Below are 15,826 nucleotides of genomic sequence, written 5' to 3'. Positions count from 1 at the left end.
GGGGGCCGCCCACCGTCACACCGGGTCAGCAGTGACTGGCACACCGTAGTGAGAACATCGAATGCGGATCAACGGAGCGTCACCCACAGGACTGATTAGTCAGACAACCCGGACGGAGGCGGGGCCCCGGCGACGGTCCCGCCTCCGCCCGGAGATCCGGGAGCCGGAGGCACTCCCCCCACGGCTCAGGCGCCGGCGAACAGCCACTCCGCCTTGAGCTCGGCGTAGCCCGGCTTGATCACGTCGTTGATCATGGCGAGGCGCTCGTCGAAGGGCAGGAAGGCCGACTTCATCGCGTTGACGGTGAACCACTCCATGTCGCCCAGGCTGTAGCCGAAGGCCTCGACCAGGTGCTCGAACTCGCGGCTCATGCTGGTGCCGCTCATCAGCCGGTTGTCGGTGTTGACGGTGACCCGGAACTTCAGTCGGCTGAGCAGCCCGATCGGGTGCTCGGTGTAGGACGCGGCGGCGCCGGTCTGCAGGTTGGAGGTGGGGCACATCTCCAGCGGGACGCGCTTGTCGCGCACGTAGGCGGCGAGCCGGCCGAGCTCCACGGAGCCGTCCTCGGCGACGGTGATGTCGTCGACGATCCGCACGCCGTGGCCGAGCCGGTCGGCGCCGCAGCACTGCAGGGCCTCCCAGATCGACGGCAGACCGAAGGCCTCGCCGGCGTGGATGGTGAAGTGGTTGTTCTCGCCCTTGAGGTAGTCGAATGCGGCCTGGTGCCGGGTGGGCGGGTGGCCCGCCTCGGCGCCGGCGATGTCGAAGCCGACCACGCCCTGGTCGCGGTAGCGGTTGGCGAGTTCGGCGATCTCGGTGGAGCGGGCGGCGTGCCGCATGGCGGTCAGCAGGGTGCCGACGCGGATCCGGCGGCCGGCGGCGCGGGCGTTGGCCTCGCCGAGGCGGAAGCCCTCGTTGACGGCCTCGACGACCTCGTCGAGGGTGAGGCCGGCCTCCAGGTGCTGCTCGGGGGCGTAGCGGACCTCGGCGTAGACGACGCCGTCGGCGGCGAGGTCCTCGGCGCAGTCGGCGGCGACCTTGATCAGCGCCTCGCGGGTCTGCATCACCGCGCAGGTGTGGGCGAAGGTCTCCAGGTAGCGCACCAGCGAGCCGGAGTCGGCGGCCTCGCGGAACCACTCGCCGAGCTTGACCGGGTCGGTGCTGGGGAGGCCCTCGTAGCCGCAGGCGGCGGCGAGTTCGACGACGGTCTCCGGACGCAGCCCGCCGTCGAGGTGGTCGTGCAGGAGCACCTTCGGGGCACGGGCGATCTGGTCGGCGGTGGGAATGCGGGGGCCTGTGGTGCCCGCGGTGGCAGGGATCTGCTTCTCCATTGCCGGAGTGTAGCTCCTACGCGCGTAGATTCCTACTCGGATCGCCGGGCGTGTCGCCATGTAGGAATTTTCCGACGCTTGACGTGTCGGAGAATCCCGACGTATCGTCCGGCCATGGCAACGGACGTCTTCGGCGCACTCGCCAACCCCGTGCGGCGCGCCCTGCTCGCCGCCCTGCTGGAGGGCCCGCGCCCGGTCAACGACCTGGCGGGCCGTTTCGACCTCAGCCGGCCGGCCGTCTCCGAACACCTCCAGGTGCTGCGGCTGGCCGGGCTGGTCCGCGAGGAGCCCCGCGGCCGGCAGCGCTGGTACCACCTCGACGCGGCACCGCTCGCCGAGGTCGGGGACTGGCTGCATCCGTTCGAACACTACTGGCGCGACCGGCTGCGCGCCCTCAGCGACCTGCTCGACGAGGAGAGACCGTGACCGACTCCGACACCGTCCACTGCGACCGCTACCTGCCGCACCCGCCCGCCGCCGTCTGGCGCGCCCTCACCGACCCCGAGCTGCACGCCCGTTGGTGGGCGGCCGGCGACGTGCGGCCGGTGGTCGGGCACCGCTTCGAGCTGGACATGGGCCCCTGGGGCAGCCAGCGGTGCGAGGTGACCGCGGTCGAGGAGGAGCGGCTGCTGCGCTACACCTTCGCCGAGGGCAATCTGGACACCGTCATCACCTGGCGGCTCGTCCCCGAGGGCCGCGGCACCCGGCTCCTCCTCGAACACGCAGGCTTCGACCTGGACTCGCCGCTCGGCCGCGCCGCCCTCGACGGCATGGGCAAGGGCTGGCTCCACGTCCTGGACCGGCTCGACACCGTCCTGGCCGCCTGACACCCGGGCCCCCGGGCGCTCCTGGGTGAGCCTTCCTAGTGCCGGCCCAGCAGTGCTCCCTTGCGGGACAGCACGAAGTCGCGGAAGGCGGCGGCCGGCGGCGTCAGCGGCCGGCCGGCCACCCAGGCGAGGCCGATCGCCCGGCGGGTGCGCGGTGCGGTGACCTCCAGCTCCACCACCCCCGGGCGGGGCACCAGGGCCGGCGGCAGCAGCGCCACCCCGAGCCCGGCCGCGACCAGGCCGCGCAGCGTCTCCGCCTCCTCGCCCTCGAAGGCGATCCGCGGTGTGAAGCCGGCCTCCGCGCAGAAGGCGTCGGTGATCAGGCGGAGCCCGTAGCCCTCCTCCACCGCGACGAACGGCTCCTCGGCGACCTCCGCCAGCCGGACCCTGCGCCGTCCGGCCAGCCGGTGGTCGGCCGGGACGGCCAGCGGCAGCCGCTGCTCGTCGAGGTGCCGGGCGGTGAGGTCCGGCGCGTCGGGCAGCGGCGAGACCAGGCAGAGGTCGAGTTCGCCGGCGCGCAGCCGCTCCAGCATCGCCGCCACGTAGTCCTGCACCAGTTGGAAGCGGATCCGCGGGTGCGTGGAGCGGAAGTCCCGCAGCAGGGCGGGCACCGCCTCCGTCCCCATGGTGTGGAGGAATCCGAAGGCCACCCGGCCCGCCGCAGGGTCGGCCTCGGCGCGGGCGGCCTCGGCGCCGCGCTCCAGCTCGGCCAGGGCCCGTTCGGCGGAGGCGAGCAGCAGCCGGCCGGCGCGGGTGAGCCGCACCGTCCGCCCCTGACGGGCCAGCAGGTCCACCCCGAGTTCGGTCTCCAGGCGCGCCACCGCCCGGGAGAGCGTCGGCTGCGGCATGCCCAGCAGCTGCGCCGCCTGGGTGACGTGTTCCAGTCGCGCGACCGCGGCGAACTGGGCCAGCTGCGGTGTGAGGCGGACCACGGCCGACTCCGGGTCCAGCTCGGCCAGGCGCAGCGGCGGTGAGCTGCTGTCATGCGTCATGGCATGGATTCTCCACGATTCATGTATTGGACGCATCAACTCGGCGGGGCCTACGTTCGAGGCATGTCGCCCGCCAGTACCGGGGCATCCGCGGCCACGCTGCCGGGTGCCCTCACACCGTCGTCCCCTCTCGCCGCCGACTCCGCCTCCGCTGCCGCCGCCGACCGCCGCCTCCGGCCGGGGGACCGCGCCTTCCGGCGCGCCAACCTGGCCCTGTTCGCCGCCGGTGTGGCCACGTTCGTCCTGCTGTACTCCACGCAGGGCCTGCTGCCGATCCTCTCCGCCGACCTGAACCTGACCCCCGGTCAGGCGAGCTGGACGGCCTCGGCGGCCACCCTCGGCCTGGCGCTCGCCCTGCTGCCCGCCAGTGCGCTCTCCGACCGGTACGGCCGGACGGCGGTGATGACCGTCTCGATCGCCTCCGCGGCCGTCCTCGCGCTGGCGCTGCCCTTCGCCCCGGACCTCACCACCCTCGTGGTGCTGCGGGTGCTGCAGGGCGCGGCGCTCGCCGGACTGCCCGCCACCGCGATGGCCTACCTCGCGGAGGAGGTCCATCCGAGCGCGCTGGGCTCGGCGATGGGCCTGTACGTGGCCGGCAACTCCATCGGCGGGATGAGCGGCCGGCTGGTCTCGGGGTGGGCGGCCGCCGCCTGGGGCTGGCGCTGGGGCCTCGCCGTCTCGGCCCTGCTCGCGGTGCTCTCGGTGATCGCCTTCCGGGCGCTGATCCCGGCGGCTCGGAACTTCACCCCCGCCCCGGTCGACGCCCGGGCGCTGGCCCGAACGGTCGGCACCCACCTGCGGAACCCGCTGCTGCTGCGGCTGTACGCGCTGGGCATGCTCTTCATGGCGGTGTTCGGCGCCGTCTACAACACCGTCGGGTACCGGCTGGTCGCCGCGCCCTTCGACCTGCCGCAGTCGGTGGCCGCCTCGATCTTCGTGGTCTACCTGGTGGGCACCGCCTCCTCGGCCTTCGCCGGGAAGCTGGTCGGCCGGCTGGGCCGCCGCGGCACCCTCTACACGGCGATCGGCCTCACCACCGCGGGGCTGCTGCTCTCGCTGGCGGGCTCACTGCCGGCCGCGCTGCTCGGCCTCGTCCTGATCACCGCCGGCTTCTTCGCCGGGCACGCCACCGCCTCGTCCTCCGTCGGCCGGACGGCGACCGAGGGCCGGGCCCAAGCCTCCGCGCTGTACCTGATCGCCTACTACCTGGGCAACAGCCTCGGCGGCACGATCGGCGCCGACGCCTACCACTCCACCGGCTGGTCCGGCGCCGCCGCCGTCGGCCTCACCGCGATGACCCTCGCGGCCGGCGTCACCCTCTACGCCACCCGCCGCGCCGTCCTCGAACGCCGCACCCTCGCGGCCGCCCGCTGAGGACCTGGGCCGGAGCCAAGCTCCGGGCATGGGCATCGATCCGGCTGAGTACGCCCGGCTGCGCGAGATCGCCGACCGGCTGCCGAAGGTACCGGGGATAGGGAAGGTCGAGATCGCGAACGGCGAGATCGTCGTGGCGATGTCGCCGATGGAGCGCCATGAGTTGGCAGTGCATCGGATCGGCCGCCAGCTCAACGCCCAGCTTCCCGACACTCACCCCCGCTACCTCGCGCACCCGGGCGCAGACCTGGAGGATGCAGGCCTCGGCCGGCTGCGCTGCCCGGACCTCATGGTCTTCCCCGAAGCCACCTTGGAGGGCGGCCAGCCGGCCGTACTCCCGCACGAGGTACTGCTCGTGGTCGAGATCGTCTCCAAGTCCAACCCGGAGAACGACTACGGGGCGAAGGTCCGCGACTACGCGGCCATGGGCATCCCGCTCTACCTGCTGGTCGACCCCCGGAAGGGCACCGGCATCGTGCACGACGAGCCCGGGTACGTCTCGCGGACGCACTTCGCCTTCGGCGACACGGTGACCGTCGGACCCTGGCGAATCGACACCTCGGGGCTGCTGACGTACGCCTGACGGACAGGCGGGCGCCGGCAGCCCCGGGGCGGCGGATGGGGCGGTGCGGATCAGGCGATGCGGTCGAGGACGATCGGGTTCGGGGTGAAGACGGTGCCCTCGGCGGCGACGGTGACGCCGTCCTTGAGGGCCTCGATCGCGTAGTCGAAGCGCTCGGGGGTGTCGGTGTGCAGGGTCAGCAGCGGCTGGCCCGCCACCACGGTGTCGCCCGGCTTGGCGTGCATCTCGACGCCGGCGCCGGCCTGCACCGGGTCCTCCTTGCGGGCGCGGCCGGCGCCCAGGCGCCAGGCGCAGACGCCGACGGCGTACGCGTCGAGGGCGGTGAGCACACCGGACGCGGGGGCGGCGATCACGTGCTGCTCGCGGGCGACCGGCAGCGGGGCGTCGACGTCGCCGCCCTGGGCGGCGATCATGCGGCGCCAGTGGTCCATGGCGGAGCCGTCGCGCAGCGCGTCGGCCGGGTCCTTGCCGTGCACGCCGGCCGCGTCGAGCATCTCCCGGGCGAGCGCGAGGGTGAGTTCGACGACGTCCGCGGGGCCGCCGCCGGCCAGCACCTCGACCGACTCGCGGACCTCCAGCGCGTTGCCCGCGGTGAGGCCGAGCGGGGTGGACATGTCGGTGAGCAGGGCGACGGTGTTGACGCCGGCCGCCTTGCCGAGGCCGACCATGGTGCGGGCGAGCTCCTGGGCGTCGCCGAGGTTCTTCATGAAGGCGCCGGAGCCGACCTTGACGTCCAGGACGAGCGCGCCGGTGCCCTCGGCGATCTTCTTGGACATGATCGAGGAGGCGATCAGCGGGATGGCCTCGACGGTGCCGGTGACGTCGCGCAGCGCGTAGAGCTTCTTGTCGGCGGGCGCCAGGCCGTCGCCGGCGGCGCAGATGACCGCGCCGGTGTCGTTCAGCACCTGGAGCATCTCCTCGTTGGAGAGCAGGGCGCGCCAGCCGGGGATGGACTCCAGCTTGTCGAGGGTGCCGCCGGTGTGGCCGAGGCCGCGGCCGGAGAGCTGCGGGACGGCGGCGCCGCAGGCGGCGACCAGCGGGGCGAGCGGCAGGGTGATCTTGTCGCCGACGCCGCCCGTGGAGTGCTTGTCGGAGGTGGGCACGCCGAGCGAGGAGAAGTCCATCCGGACGCCGGAGCGGATCATGGCGTCCGTCCAGCGGCTGATCTCCCGCAGGTTCATGCCGTTCAGCAGGATGGCCATGGCGAGGGCCGACATCTGCTCGTCGGCGACCTCGCCGCGGGTGTAGGCGTCGATCACCCAGTCGATCTGGGCGTCGGTCAGCTCTCCGCGGTCGCGCTTGGTCCGGATGACGGAGGGGGCGTCCATGGGATCTCCAAGAGGTGCAGGGTGCTCAGGTGCGGGAAAGCGAAGAGTGCCGCGGAGGCCCCCGATCGGGCCCTCCGCGACACTCTACGCGCGTAACAACGGGACGTGCTAGAGCCGCTCCGGGCCGAACGCGTCCGGCAGGACCTCGTCCATGCTCTTCACCCCGGAGGGCAGGTCGACCAGCAGCTCGGGCCCGCCGTGCTCGTACAGCAGCTGGCGGCAGCGGCCGCACGGCATCAGCAGGGTGCCGGCGCCGTCCACGCAGGTGAAGGCGGTCAGCCGGCCGCCGCCACTGGCGTGCAGCGCGGAGACCAGGCCGCACTCGGCGCACAGGCCGAGTCCGTACGAGGCGTTCTCCACGTTGCAGCCGGTGACGATCCGGCCGTCGTCGACCAGGGCCGCCGCCCCGACCGGGAACTTGCTGTAGGGGGCGTAGGCGTGCGCCATCGCGGCGCGCGCTGCCTCCCGCAGTGCCTCCCAGTCGGGTGCCGGTGCGGTCGTCACTTGCCTTCGCCCTTGCGGTAGATCTGGCCGTCGGCCTTCGGCGGACGCAGACGCTGCGAGGCCAGCGCGAGCACGACCAGGGTGATCACGTACGGCGTGGCGACGATCAGCGGGCGCTCCACCGAGTCGGTCAGGGCGTACCAGAGGCCGAGGCCGCCGGCGACCACCAGGCTGATCACCGCGGTGGTGTACTTGCGGCGGTAGCCGTGCCACATCGCGAGCAGGCCCATGGCGAGCGCGATGACCAGCAGCAGGACGTGGACGTTGTCCGCGTCGCGCAGCTGGAGGCTGTCGGTGAAGCCGAACAGGCCCGAGCCGACGGCGAGGCCGCCCGGCATCCAGTTGCCGAAGATCATCGCGGCGAGGCCGATGAAGCCTCGGCCCTGGGTCTGGCCGTCCTTGTAGAAGTGCGCCGCGACCAGCGAGAGGTACGCGCCGGCGAGACCGGCGAACGCGCCCGAGGCGATGACCGCGAAGTACTTGTACTTGTAGACGTTGACGCCCAGCGACTCGGCGGCGGTCGGGTTCTCACCGCAGGAACGCAGCCGCAGGCCGAAGACGGTGCGCCAGAGCAGGAAGTAGCTGGCGACGATCAGCGCCGCGGCGATCAGGATGACCACCGACAGGTCGGTGACCACACCGCCGACGATGCCGGCCACGTCGGAGACCAGGAACCAGTGGTGGGCCTCGATGTCGTTCAGCCAGTCCGACAGCCCGGGGATCGTGATGGTGGGCAGCGAGTCGGCGGGCGGCGACTGGTTGGCGCCGGCGCCGTTCGCCACGTAGTCCCGGTAGTAGATCCGGTTGACGTAGGCGCAGATGCCCGGGATCAGCAGGTTGATGCCGACACCGGAGACGATGTGGTCGACACCGAAGGTGACGGTGACCAGCGCGTGCAGCAGACCGCCGAGCGCGCCGCCGGCCATGCCGGCCAGCAGGCCGACCCAGGGGTTGACCAGGAAGCCGACCCAGGCACCGCAGAAGGTGCCGGCGACCATCATGCCTTCGAGGCCGATGTTGACCACGCCGGCCCGCTCCGACCACAGACCGCCGAGACCGGCCATCGCGATCGGGACGGCGGCGCCGAGGGCGGCGTTGATCTGGCCGGAGGCGGTCAGGCCGTGGTTGCCGGTGGCCGCGCCGACCGCGGAGACCAGGACGAGCGCGCCCGCGATCAGCAGGAGGACGATCGGCCAGGTGATCTTCGACTTCTTGGTCGGTGCTCCCGGCGTCTTCGGCCGGGCGGTGGTGGCGGTGCTCACGCGGCAACCTCCTTGTTGGCGGCCGCGGCGGCCTGGGCGGCGAGCTCGGCGCCGACCTTCTGCTGCTGGCGCTTGAGGCCGTAGCGGCGCACCAGCTCGTAGGCGACGACGACGCAGATCACGATGGTGCCCTGCATGACGAGGACGATCTCCTGCGGGTAGTCGCCGTGCAGCGGGAGCTGCGTGCCGGAGACGTCGAGGAAGGCGAAGAGCAGCGCCGAGAAGGCGATGCCGATCGGGCTGTTCCGGCCGAGCAGCGCCACCGAGATGCCGATGAAGCCCAGGTTCAGCTGGATGCTCTGGCCGAAGTAGAACGAGCTCTGCAGCAGCTCCGGGATGCCGATGAGACCGGCGATGGCACCGGACACCGCCATGCTGGTCAGCACCATGCGCTTGACGTTGACGCCGGAGGCCTTGGCCGCGGTCTCCGAGCGGCCGGTGGCGCGCAGGTCGAAGCCGAACCGGGTGCGGGTCAGCGTGAACTGGAACAGCACACCGATCAGGATCGCGACGAAGATGAAGCCCCACAGGGTGCCGCCGGCGGTCTCGATCGAGAAGAAGTGGCTCGACTCGGAGACCGGGGCGGTCTGGATCGCGTTGGCGTTGGCGCTCTTCGCCGGCGCGAAGCGGCCGGGGATGAGCAGCAGGCCGACGACGGCGGTGGCGATCGCGTTCAGCATGATGGTCGAGATGACCTCGCTGACGCCGCGGTAGACCTTGAGCAGGCCGGCGACGCTGGCCCACAGGCCGCCGACGAGCATGGCGGTGACGAGCAGCAGCGGGATCTGGATGAAGGACGGCAGGTCGACCTGGCTGCCGACGTAGGCGGCGAACAGCACGCCGAGGCGGTACTGGCCCTCGACGCCGATGTTGAACAGGTTCATCCGGAAGCCGAACGCCGCGGCACAACCGGCGACGTAGTAGACGGTGGCCCGGTTGAGGGTCAGCACCTGGCCGTCGGAGGCGGTGCCGTACCGGATCATCACGTCGAAGGCGTCGAACGGGTCCTTGCCGGAGACCGCCAGCAGGGCGGAGCAGATCACCAGCGAGAGCAGGACGGCCAGCACCGGGGCGGCCAGGGCGAGCAGGATCTTCTCGCCGTCGAACCGCGAGGCGAACGATCGCTTGGCGGCCGGGTTGGGACTGGTCATGGATTACTCCCCCGCCTGCGTGTCGCCGTCGGCGGTCTGGTCGGACGTGGCCTCGGTGCCCTCGGCCGCGACGGCCCGTTCCTCGGCGACGGCATCGGGCTCGGACTCGATGTGGCCGCGGGCGGCGCCGGTCATCGCGGTGCCGAGGTCCTCGGCGGTGACGGTGGCCGGGTCGGCGTCGGCGACCAGGCGGCCGCGGTAGATCACCCGGATGGTGTCGGAGAGGCCGATCAGCTCGTCGAGGTCGGCGGAGATCAGCAGGACGGCGAGGCCCTCGCGCTGGGCCTTGCGGATCTGCTCCCAGATCTGCGCCTGGGCGCCGACGTCCACGCCGCGGGTCGGGTGGGCCGCGACCAGCAGCTTGGGGCTGTGGCTCATCTCGCGGCCGATGATCAGCTTCTGCTGGTTGCCGCCGGAGAGGGAGGCCGCGGTGACCTCGATGCCGGGGGTGCGGACGTCGTACTCCTCGACGATCCGCTGGGTGTCCTTGCGGGCGCCGGCCGGGTCGAGCAGGACGCCCCTGGAGTTGGGGGTCTCGCTGACGTGGCCGAGGATGCGGTTCTCCCAGAGCGGGGCCTCCAGCAGCAGGCCGTGCCGGTGGCGGTCCTCGGGGATGTAGCCGATGCCGGCCTCGCGGCGGGAGCGCGTCTGCGCGCCGGTGACGTCCTTGCCGTTCAGGGTGACGGTGCCCGCGTCGAGCGGCAGCATGCCCATGATGGCCTCGACGAGCTCGGCCTGGCCGTTGCCCTCGACGCCGGCGATGCCGAGGATCTCGCCGCGGCGGATGCGCAGCGAGACGTCGTCGAGGACGACGCGCTCGATGCCCTCGGCGTCGGTCTTGGCGATCCGCAGGCCGTCCACGCGGAGCATCTCGTCCTCGGTGACGGTGGAGACGCGGCTCTCCGGCGAGGGGAGCTCGGCGCCGACCATCAGCTCGGCGAGCTGGCGGGCGGTGACGGTCTTGGGGTCGGCGTCGCCGACGGTGGTGCCGCGGCGGATGACGCTGATCGCGTCCGCGACGGCGAGCACCTCGTGCAGCTTGTGCGAGATGAAGATGACGGTGACGCCCTCCGCCTTGAGCTCGCGGAGGTTGTCGAAGAGCGCGTCCACCTCCTGCGGCACCAGGACGGCGGTGGGCTCGTCCAGGATCAGGATGTTGGCGCCGCGGTAGAGGACCTTGAGGATCTCCACGCGCTGCCGGTCGGCGACACCCAGGTCCTCGACCAGGGCGTCCGGGCGCACGCCCAGGCCGTACTGGTCGGAGATCTCCTGGATCTTGGCCTTGGCCTTGGCCCCCATGCCGTGGAGCTTCTCGCCGCCGAGAACGATGTTCTCCCAGACGGTCAGGTTGTCCGCGAGCATGAAGTGCTGGTGCACCATGCCGATGCCGAGGTCGATGGCGTCGGCGGGGGTGTTGAGCTGGACCTGCTTGCCGTTGATGCCGATGGTGCCCTCGTCCGGCTTCTGCATGCCGTAGAGGATCTTCATCAGGGTGGACTTTCCGGCGCCGTTCTCGCCCATCAGGGCGTGCACGGTGCCGCGTCGCACGGTGATGTCGATGTCGTGGTTGGCCACGACGCCGGGGAAGCGCTTGGTGATGCCGCGCAGTTCGACGGCCGGTGTCGCCGTCCCCGCGCTGGGGGTGCCGCTCGGGTCGAGAGCGGGATCGGAAGCGGTGATGGCGATCTCCTGAAGTCGTCGTGCGCACCGTTGCGCCGGAGTGCCGGGTGTTCTGTCTGTGGGTGGAACGGGCGGGGCCCGGCGGGACGCGTCCTGCGCGCCCCGCCGGGCCCTCCGGTGACGTTCGTCGGCCCCGGTGCCACCGCCGGCAGGGGGCGGTGGTCAGGAGCGTCGGATCAGTTCTCCGGGGTGGTGGGGATCTTGGTGGCGCCGGAGGTGATCGCCTGGGTGGCGGCGTCGAGCTTCGGCTGGATGTCCTTCAGGAAGCCGCCGGTCTGGGCCAGCGAGACGCCCTCGGCCTTCAGGTCGAAGTTCTTGACGCCGGTCAGCGGGTTGCCGTCCTTGTACGCCTTGATGTAGTCGAAGACGGCCACGTTCACGTTCTTGACCATGGAGGTCAGGATGTTGGCCTTGTACTTCGACAGCGCGGGCTGGGTGGCCTGGTCGGAGTCGACGCCGATGGCCCACTTGCCCTTGGAGGCGACGGCCTCGATGGAGCCGTTGCCGGAGGAGCCGGCGGCGGAGTAGATGACGTCCGCACCCTTGTCCAGCTGGCCCTGCGCGGCTTCCTTGCCCTTGCCCGGGTCGTTGAAGCCGCTGAAGTCCGGCGGGGTGGTGAGGTAGGTGGTCTCCACCACGATGTTCGAGTCGACGGACTTGGCGCCCGCCTTGTAGCCGGCCTCGAACTTCTTGATGAGCTCGGACTGCACACCGCCGATGAAGCCGATGTGCTTGGCCTTGCTCTTGGAGGCGGCGGCCACGCCGGCGAGGTACGAGCCCTCCTGCTCCGAGAAGGTCAGCGAGGTGACGTTGCTCGGCTGGGTGTCGGAGGCGGAGTCGATGATCGCGAACTTGACGTTCGGGTTCTCCTTGGCGACCTTCTCGACGGCGGCCTGGTAGACGAAGCCGACCGCGATGACCGGGTTGTAGCCGGCGCTGACCAGCGACTTGAGGCGGGCCTCCTTGTCGGCCTCGGCCTCACCGGTCTTGGCCTCGGCCTCGGTGACCTGGACGCCGAGCTGGTCCTTGGCCTGGTCGAGACCGCGGGCGGCGGAGTCGTTGAACGACTGGTCGCCGCGGCCGCCGATGTCGTAGGCCATGCCGACCTTGACGCCGGAGGCGCCGGAGGAGGAACCGGACGAGGTGTTGTTGTCAGTGCTCTTTGCGCCGCAAGCGGCGAGCGAGGCGATGCCCAGGGAACCCGAGAGCACTACCGCGGCGAGCTTCAGTGAACGGCGCAAGGGAGTATCTCCTTCTCACACACCCGTTTGGCGTGGTCGAGCGCCACCGTAACGCGCGTAGAACACGGTTGTGTTACGGCCTGCGGAGGCATTCGGGTTGTTATCAAAATGTGGTCATCTGCCAGGATGAACCCGGACAGACCGCCACCTTTGTTCAACGCGATGTCACTACCGAGTGATATTCGACCACCACACTACGCCGATGCGTGCACGACAGGAGGAAGCCGCGCCGGACACCCGTCCGACGCGGCCCCGACCGTCCGTACCCGGTGGGTTTCAGACGCCGCCGTACTCCAGCGCCAGCGCGCAGAACAGCTCCACCCCGATGCCGATCGACCGCTCGTCGACGTCGAACCGGCCCTGGTGCAGGTCGCGGACGCCCTTCTCGTGCGGGGCCCGGACGCCGAGGCGGGCCAGCGCGCCCGGGGCGTGCTCCAGGTACCAGGAGAAGTCCTCGCCGCCGAGGCTCTGCTCGGTGTCCTCCACGACCGGGCCGTCGCCGTCCCCGAAGCGGGCGATCATCGCCCGCTCCAGCTGGGCGATCGAGGTGTGCTCGTTGACCACCGGCGGCACCCCGCGGTGGTAGTCGAGCGTCCACTTCGCCCGGTGGGTCTCGGCGATCCGGGCGATGAGCTCGTCGAGGATCTCCGGGGCCTCCCGCCAGCCCGCCAGCTCCAGGCAGCGGACGGTGCCCTCCAGCTCCGCGTGCTGCGGGATCGCGTTCGGCGCGGAGCCGGCGGCGATCCGGCCGAACACCAGGCTGACCCCCCAGCGCGGGTCCACCCGGCGGCCCAGCGCGGCCGGCAGGTCCGCCGCCATCCGGGCGACCGCGGTGACCAGGTCGGTGGTGAGGTGCGGGCGGGCGGTGTGGCCGCCCGGGCCGTCCAGCGAGAGCAGCAGCCGGTCGCAGGCCGAGGTGATCGCCCCGACCTTCAGCCCGATCCGGCCGACCTCGAGCTTGGGATCGCAGTGCACCGCGAAGATCCGGCCGACGCCGTCCATCCCGCCGGCCTTGATGACGTCCAGCGCGCCGCCCGGCATGACCTCCTCGGCGGGCTGGAAGACCAGCCGCACCGGCTGCCGCAGCGCGCCGGCACCGGAGGCCTCGGCCAGCACCAGGGCGGTGCCCAGCACCACCGCGGTGTGCACGTCGTGCCCGCAGGCGTGCGCCCGGCCCGGCAGGGTCGAGCGGTAGGGCACGTCGGCCTTGGCGTCGTCGATCGGCAGTGCGTCGATGTCCGCCCGGAACGCCAGCAGCGGGGTGCCCTCGGGGGTGCCCGGCGGCACGATGTCCACCGTGATCCCGGTGCCGCCGGGCAGCACCCGCGGCACCAGGCCCGCCGCGACGAGCCGCTCGCGGAGCAGCCGGGTGGTGCGGAACTCCTGTCGGCCCAGCTCCGGGTGCCGGTGAAGATCGCGGCGGAAGGCGATCAGCTCGGCCTCGTGCGCTCGTACCCGGGCGCGCAGGTCCGTGCCGGGGCGGACGGCGGTGGCGAGGGCGGCCCGATCGACGGGCTGAGGATCGTTCACCTCAACAAGAGTAGGCCGGTGGAGGGGATTTGGCCCGGCTTCCCGCGAAGTCGTGCCCCTTTCGGTGCATAGCGGCCGCACAGGTGGGTATGACATTCCGATTCAGCCGCCTCCCGGTCGATCATCGCCCTGTGCAACGACCCCGCCGCCGCGGGGACACGCCGCCCCGCCCCGGCGCCCGGCCGCCGCGCTGACAGGACGTCCGGGTCGGCGCCCGACGGCGGGTCAGAACCGCTCGACCGGCGTGTGGGTGCCCCACACGGCGCGCAGCGCGTCGCACACCTCGCCGACCGTCGCCCGGGCGGCGAGCGCCTCCTTCATCGGGTACAGCACGTTGTCCTCGCCCTCGGCGGCCCGCCGCAGCCCGTCCAGGCCGCGGGTCACCGCCGAGCCGTCCCGCTCGGCCCGCAGCCGGGCCAGCCGGCGCGCCTGCTGCTCCTCGATCGCCGGGTCCACCCGGAGCGGCTCGTAGGGCTCCTCGGCGTCCAGCCGGAACCGGTTGACGCCGACCACCGTCCGGGTGCCGGCGTCCTGCTCCTGCTGGAGGCGGTAGGCCGTGCGCTCGATCGCGGCCTTCTGGTGGCCCTGCTCGATCGCGGCGGCCGCGCCGCCCAGCTCCTCCACCCGGGCCATCAGCGCGAGCACCGCCTGCTCGGTCTCGTCGGTCATCCGCTCGACCGCGTAGGAGCCGGCGAACGGGTCGACGGTGGCGGTGACGTCGGTCTCGTACGCCAGCACCTGCTGGGTGCGCAGCGCCAGCCGGGCGGCCTTCTCGGTGGGCAGCGCGATCGCCTCGTCGAAGCTGTTGGTGTGCAGCGACTGGGTGCCGCCGAGCACCGCGGCCAGCGCCTGCACGGAGACCCGCACCAGGTTGACCTCGGGCTGCTGGGCGGTGAGCTGCACCCCGGCGGTCTGGGTGTGGAAGCGCAGCATCTGCGAGCGCGGGTCCCGCGCGCCGAACTCCTCGCGCATGACGCGGGCCCAGATCCGCCGGGCGGCGCGGAATTTGGCCACCTCCTCCAGCAGCGTGGTGCGGGCGACGAAGAAGAAGGAGAGCCGCGGCGCGAAGTCGTCCACCGCCATGCCGGCGGCGACGGCGGCACGCACGTACTCGATGCCGTCGGCGAGGGTGAAGGCGATCTCCTGCGCGGGGTCGGCCCCGGCCTCGGCCATGTGGTAGCCGGAGATCGAGATGGTGTTCCAGCGCGGGATCTCGGCCCGGCAGTACCGGAAGAGGTCGGCCACCAGCCGCAGCGAGGGACGCGGCGGGAAGATGTAGGTGCCGCGGGCGATGTACTCCTTGAGCACGTCGTTCTGGACGGTGCCGGTGAGCCGGGCCGGCGGGACGCCCTGGGCCTCGCCGACCAGCTGGTAGAGCAGCAGCAGCACCGCGGCCGGGGCGTTGATGGTCATCGAGGTGGAGACCTCGCCCAGCGGGATGCCGTCGAACAGCACGGCCATGTCCTCGACGCTGTCGACCGCCACGCCGACCTTGCCGACCTCGCCGGCCGCGAGCGGGGCGTCCGAGTCGTAGCCCATCTGGGTGGGCAGGTCGAAGGCGACGGACAGGCCCGTGGTGCCGTCGGCGATCAGCCGGCGGTAGCGGGCGTTGGACTCGGCGGCGGTGCCGAAGCCGGCGTACTGGCGCATCGTCCACGGCCGGCCGGTGTACATCGTCGGGTAGACGCCCCGGGTGAAGGGGTACTCCCCCGGTCGGCCCAGCCGGGCCGCGGGATCCCAGCCGGCGAGGCTCTCCGGCCCGTACAGCGGCTCGATCGGCAGCCCGGACTCGGACCTGCGGGGCTCGGCCGGCATGGCGTTCCTCCGTGGCATGGGCCCGGGCCGCGGACCGGGACGGACGGGACTGGCTCGGCTTCGCAATCTAGGGCCTGCCCGGCCGTGGGGGGGGGGGGGGGGGGGGCGGGGGGGGGGGCGCCGCCCCCCCCCCCCCCCCCCCCCCGGGGGGGCGGGGGGGCCCCCCGCCCCCCCCCCCCCGCCGGGGCCCCGGGCGGCCAGAACGAAG

General features: G+C 72.2%; 14 protein-coding genes. 4 read left to right on the top strand and 10 right to left on the bottom strand.

Annotated elements, in window-relative coordinates:
- Window positions 1-185: 185 nt before the first annotated feature.
- On the bottom strand, window positions 186-1,331 hold the full coding sequence (locus tag AB0P35_RS36120) for an adenosine deaminase (protein ID WP_363519482.1): 1,146 nt from the start codon (window positions 1,329-1,331) through the stop codon (window positions 186-188).
- 114 nt (window positions 1,332-1,445) lie between these two features.
- On the opposite strand from AB0P35_RS36120, the gene AB0P35_RS36115 reads away from it, so the two are divergent.
- Together AB0P35_RS36115 and AB0P35_RS36110 are read left to right on the top strand one after the other, a co-directional pair.
- Window positions 1,446-1,757 (top strand): metalloregulator ArsR/SmtB family transcription factor, encoded by a 312-nt coding sequence (locus AB0P35_RS36115; protein ID WP_095874550.1) that lies wholly within the window; start codon window positions 1,446-1,448, stop codon window positions 1,755-1,757.
- Window positions 1,754-2,158, top strand: a complete 405-nt coding sequence (locus AB0P35_RS36110) for an SRPBCC domain-containing protein (protein ID WP_363519478.1) — start codon at window positions 1,754-1,756, stop codon at window positions 2,156-2,158. Before AB0P35_RS36115 ends, AB0P35_RS36110 begins: the two co-directional genes overlap by 4 nt.
- Before the next feature lie 35 nt (window positions 2,159-2,193).
- Here the strand turns inward: AB0P35_RS36110 and AB0P35_RS36105 are convergent, their stop codons facing one another.
- The gene (locus AB0P35_RS36105) at window positions 2,194-3,150 is read right to left on the bottom strand and encodes a LysR family transcriptional regulator (RefSeq protein WP_095874548.1); all 957 of its coding nucleotides are present in this window, start codon (window positions 3,148-3,150) and stop codon (window positions 2,194-2,196) included.
- A 63-nt stretch (window positions 3,151-3,213) separates the two neighbouring features.
- On the opposite strand from AB0P35_RS36105, the gene AB0P35_RS36100 reads away from it, so the two are divergent.
- Together AB0P35_RS36100 and AB0P35_RS36095 are read left to right on the top strand one after the other, a co-directional pair.
- Window positions 3,214-4,524: an MFS transporter gene (locus AB0P35_RS36100; RefSeq protein WP_363519475.1), complete on the top strand. Its 1,311-nt coding sequence runs from the start codon at window positions 3,214-3,216 to the stop codon at window positions 4,522-4,524.
- Window positions 4,525-4,552: 28 nt separating this feature from the next.
- Window positions 4,553-5,107, top strand: a complete 555-nt coding sequence (locus tag AB0P35_RS36095; protein WP_363519472.1) for a Uma2 family endonuclease — start codon at window positions 4,553-4,555, stop codon at window positions 5,105-5,107.
- A 50-nt stretch (window positions 5,108-5,157) separates the two neighbouring features.
- On the opposite strand, the gene AB0P35_RS36090 is transcribed toward AB0P35_RS36095, so the two are convergent.
- From AB0P35_RS36090 to AB0P35_RS36055, 8 genes are all read right to left on the bottom strand, one after another.
- A complete protein-coding gene (locus AB0P35_RS36090) occupies window positions 5,158-6,435 on the bottom strand; it encodes a thymidine phosphorylase (RefSeq protein WP_095874545.1) in 1,278 nt (425 codons plus the stop codon).
- 108 nt (window positions 6,436-6,543) lie between these two features.
- Window positions 6,544-6,939 carry a cytidine deaminase gene (locus tag AB0P35_RS36085; protein ID WP_363519470.1) on the bottom strand — a complete coding sequence of 132 codons (396 nt, stop codon included), beginning with the start codon at window positions 6,937-6,939 and terminating at the stop codon, window positions 6,544-6,546.
- Window positions 6,936-8,201 carry an ABC transporter permease gene (locus AB0P35_RS36080; RefSeq protein WP_363519468.1) on the bottom strand — a complete coding sequence of 422 codons (1,266 nt, stop codon included), beginning with the start codon at window positions 8,199-8,201 and terminating at the stop codon, window positions 6,936-6,938. Before AB0P35_RS36080 ends, AB0P35_RS36085 begins: the two co-directional genes overlap by 4 nt.
- A complete protein-coding gene (locus tag AB0P35_RS36075; RefSeq protein WP_095874543.1) occupies window positions 8,198-9,352 on the bottom strand; it encodes an ABC transporter permease in 1,155 nt (384 codons plus the stop codon). Before AB0P35_RS36075 ends, AB0P35_RS36080 begins: the two co-directional genes overlap by 4 nt.
- Before the next feature lie 3 nt (window positions 9,353-9,355).
- Complete coding sequence (locus tag AB0P35_RS36070; RefSeq protein WP_363519519.1) at window positions 9,356-10,960, bottom strand: ABC transporter ATP-binding protein; 1,605 nt, start codon at window positions 10,958-10,960, stop codon at window positions 9,356-9,358.
- A 248-nt stretch (window positions 10,961-11,208) separates the two neighbouring features.
- Window positions 11,209-12,273 carry a BMP family ABC transporter substrate-binding protein gene (locus AB0P35_RS36065; RefSeq protein WP_363519464.1) on the bottom strand — a complete coding sequence of 355 codons (1,065 nt, stop codon included), beginning with the start codon at window positions 12,271-12,273 and terminating at the stop codon, window positions 11,209-11,211.
- A gap of 276 nt (window positions 12,274-12,549) precedes the next feature.
- The gene (locus AB0P35_RS36060; protein ID WP_363519516.1) at window positions 12,550-13,740 is read right to left on the bottom strand and encodes an amidohydrolase; all 1,191 of its coding nucleotides are present in this window, start codon (window positions 13,738-13,740) and stop codon (window positions 12,550-12,552) included.
- Between the two features lie 288 nt (window positions 13,741-14,028).
- Window positions 14,029-15,618 carry a methylmalonyl-CoA mutase family protein gene (locus AB0P35_RS36055; RefSeq protein WP_363519462.1) on the bottom strand — a complete coding sequence of 530 codons (1,590 nt, stop codon included), beginning with the start codon at window positions 15,616-15,618 and terminating at the stop codon, window positions 14,029-14,031.
- Window positions 15,619-15,826 lie beyond the last annotated feature (208 nt).

The organism is Kitasatospora sp. NPDC085879 (assembly GCF_040686255.1).
Classification (GTDB): Bacteria; Actinomycetota; Actinomycetes; order Streptomycetales; family Streptomycetaceae; genus Kitasatospora.
The sequence above is the reverse complement of the archived record's forward strand: the minus strand, read 5'-3'. Positions and strand labels throughout refer to the sequence as shown.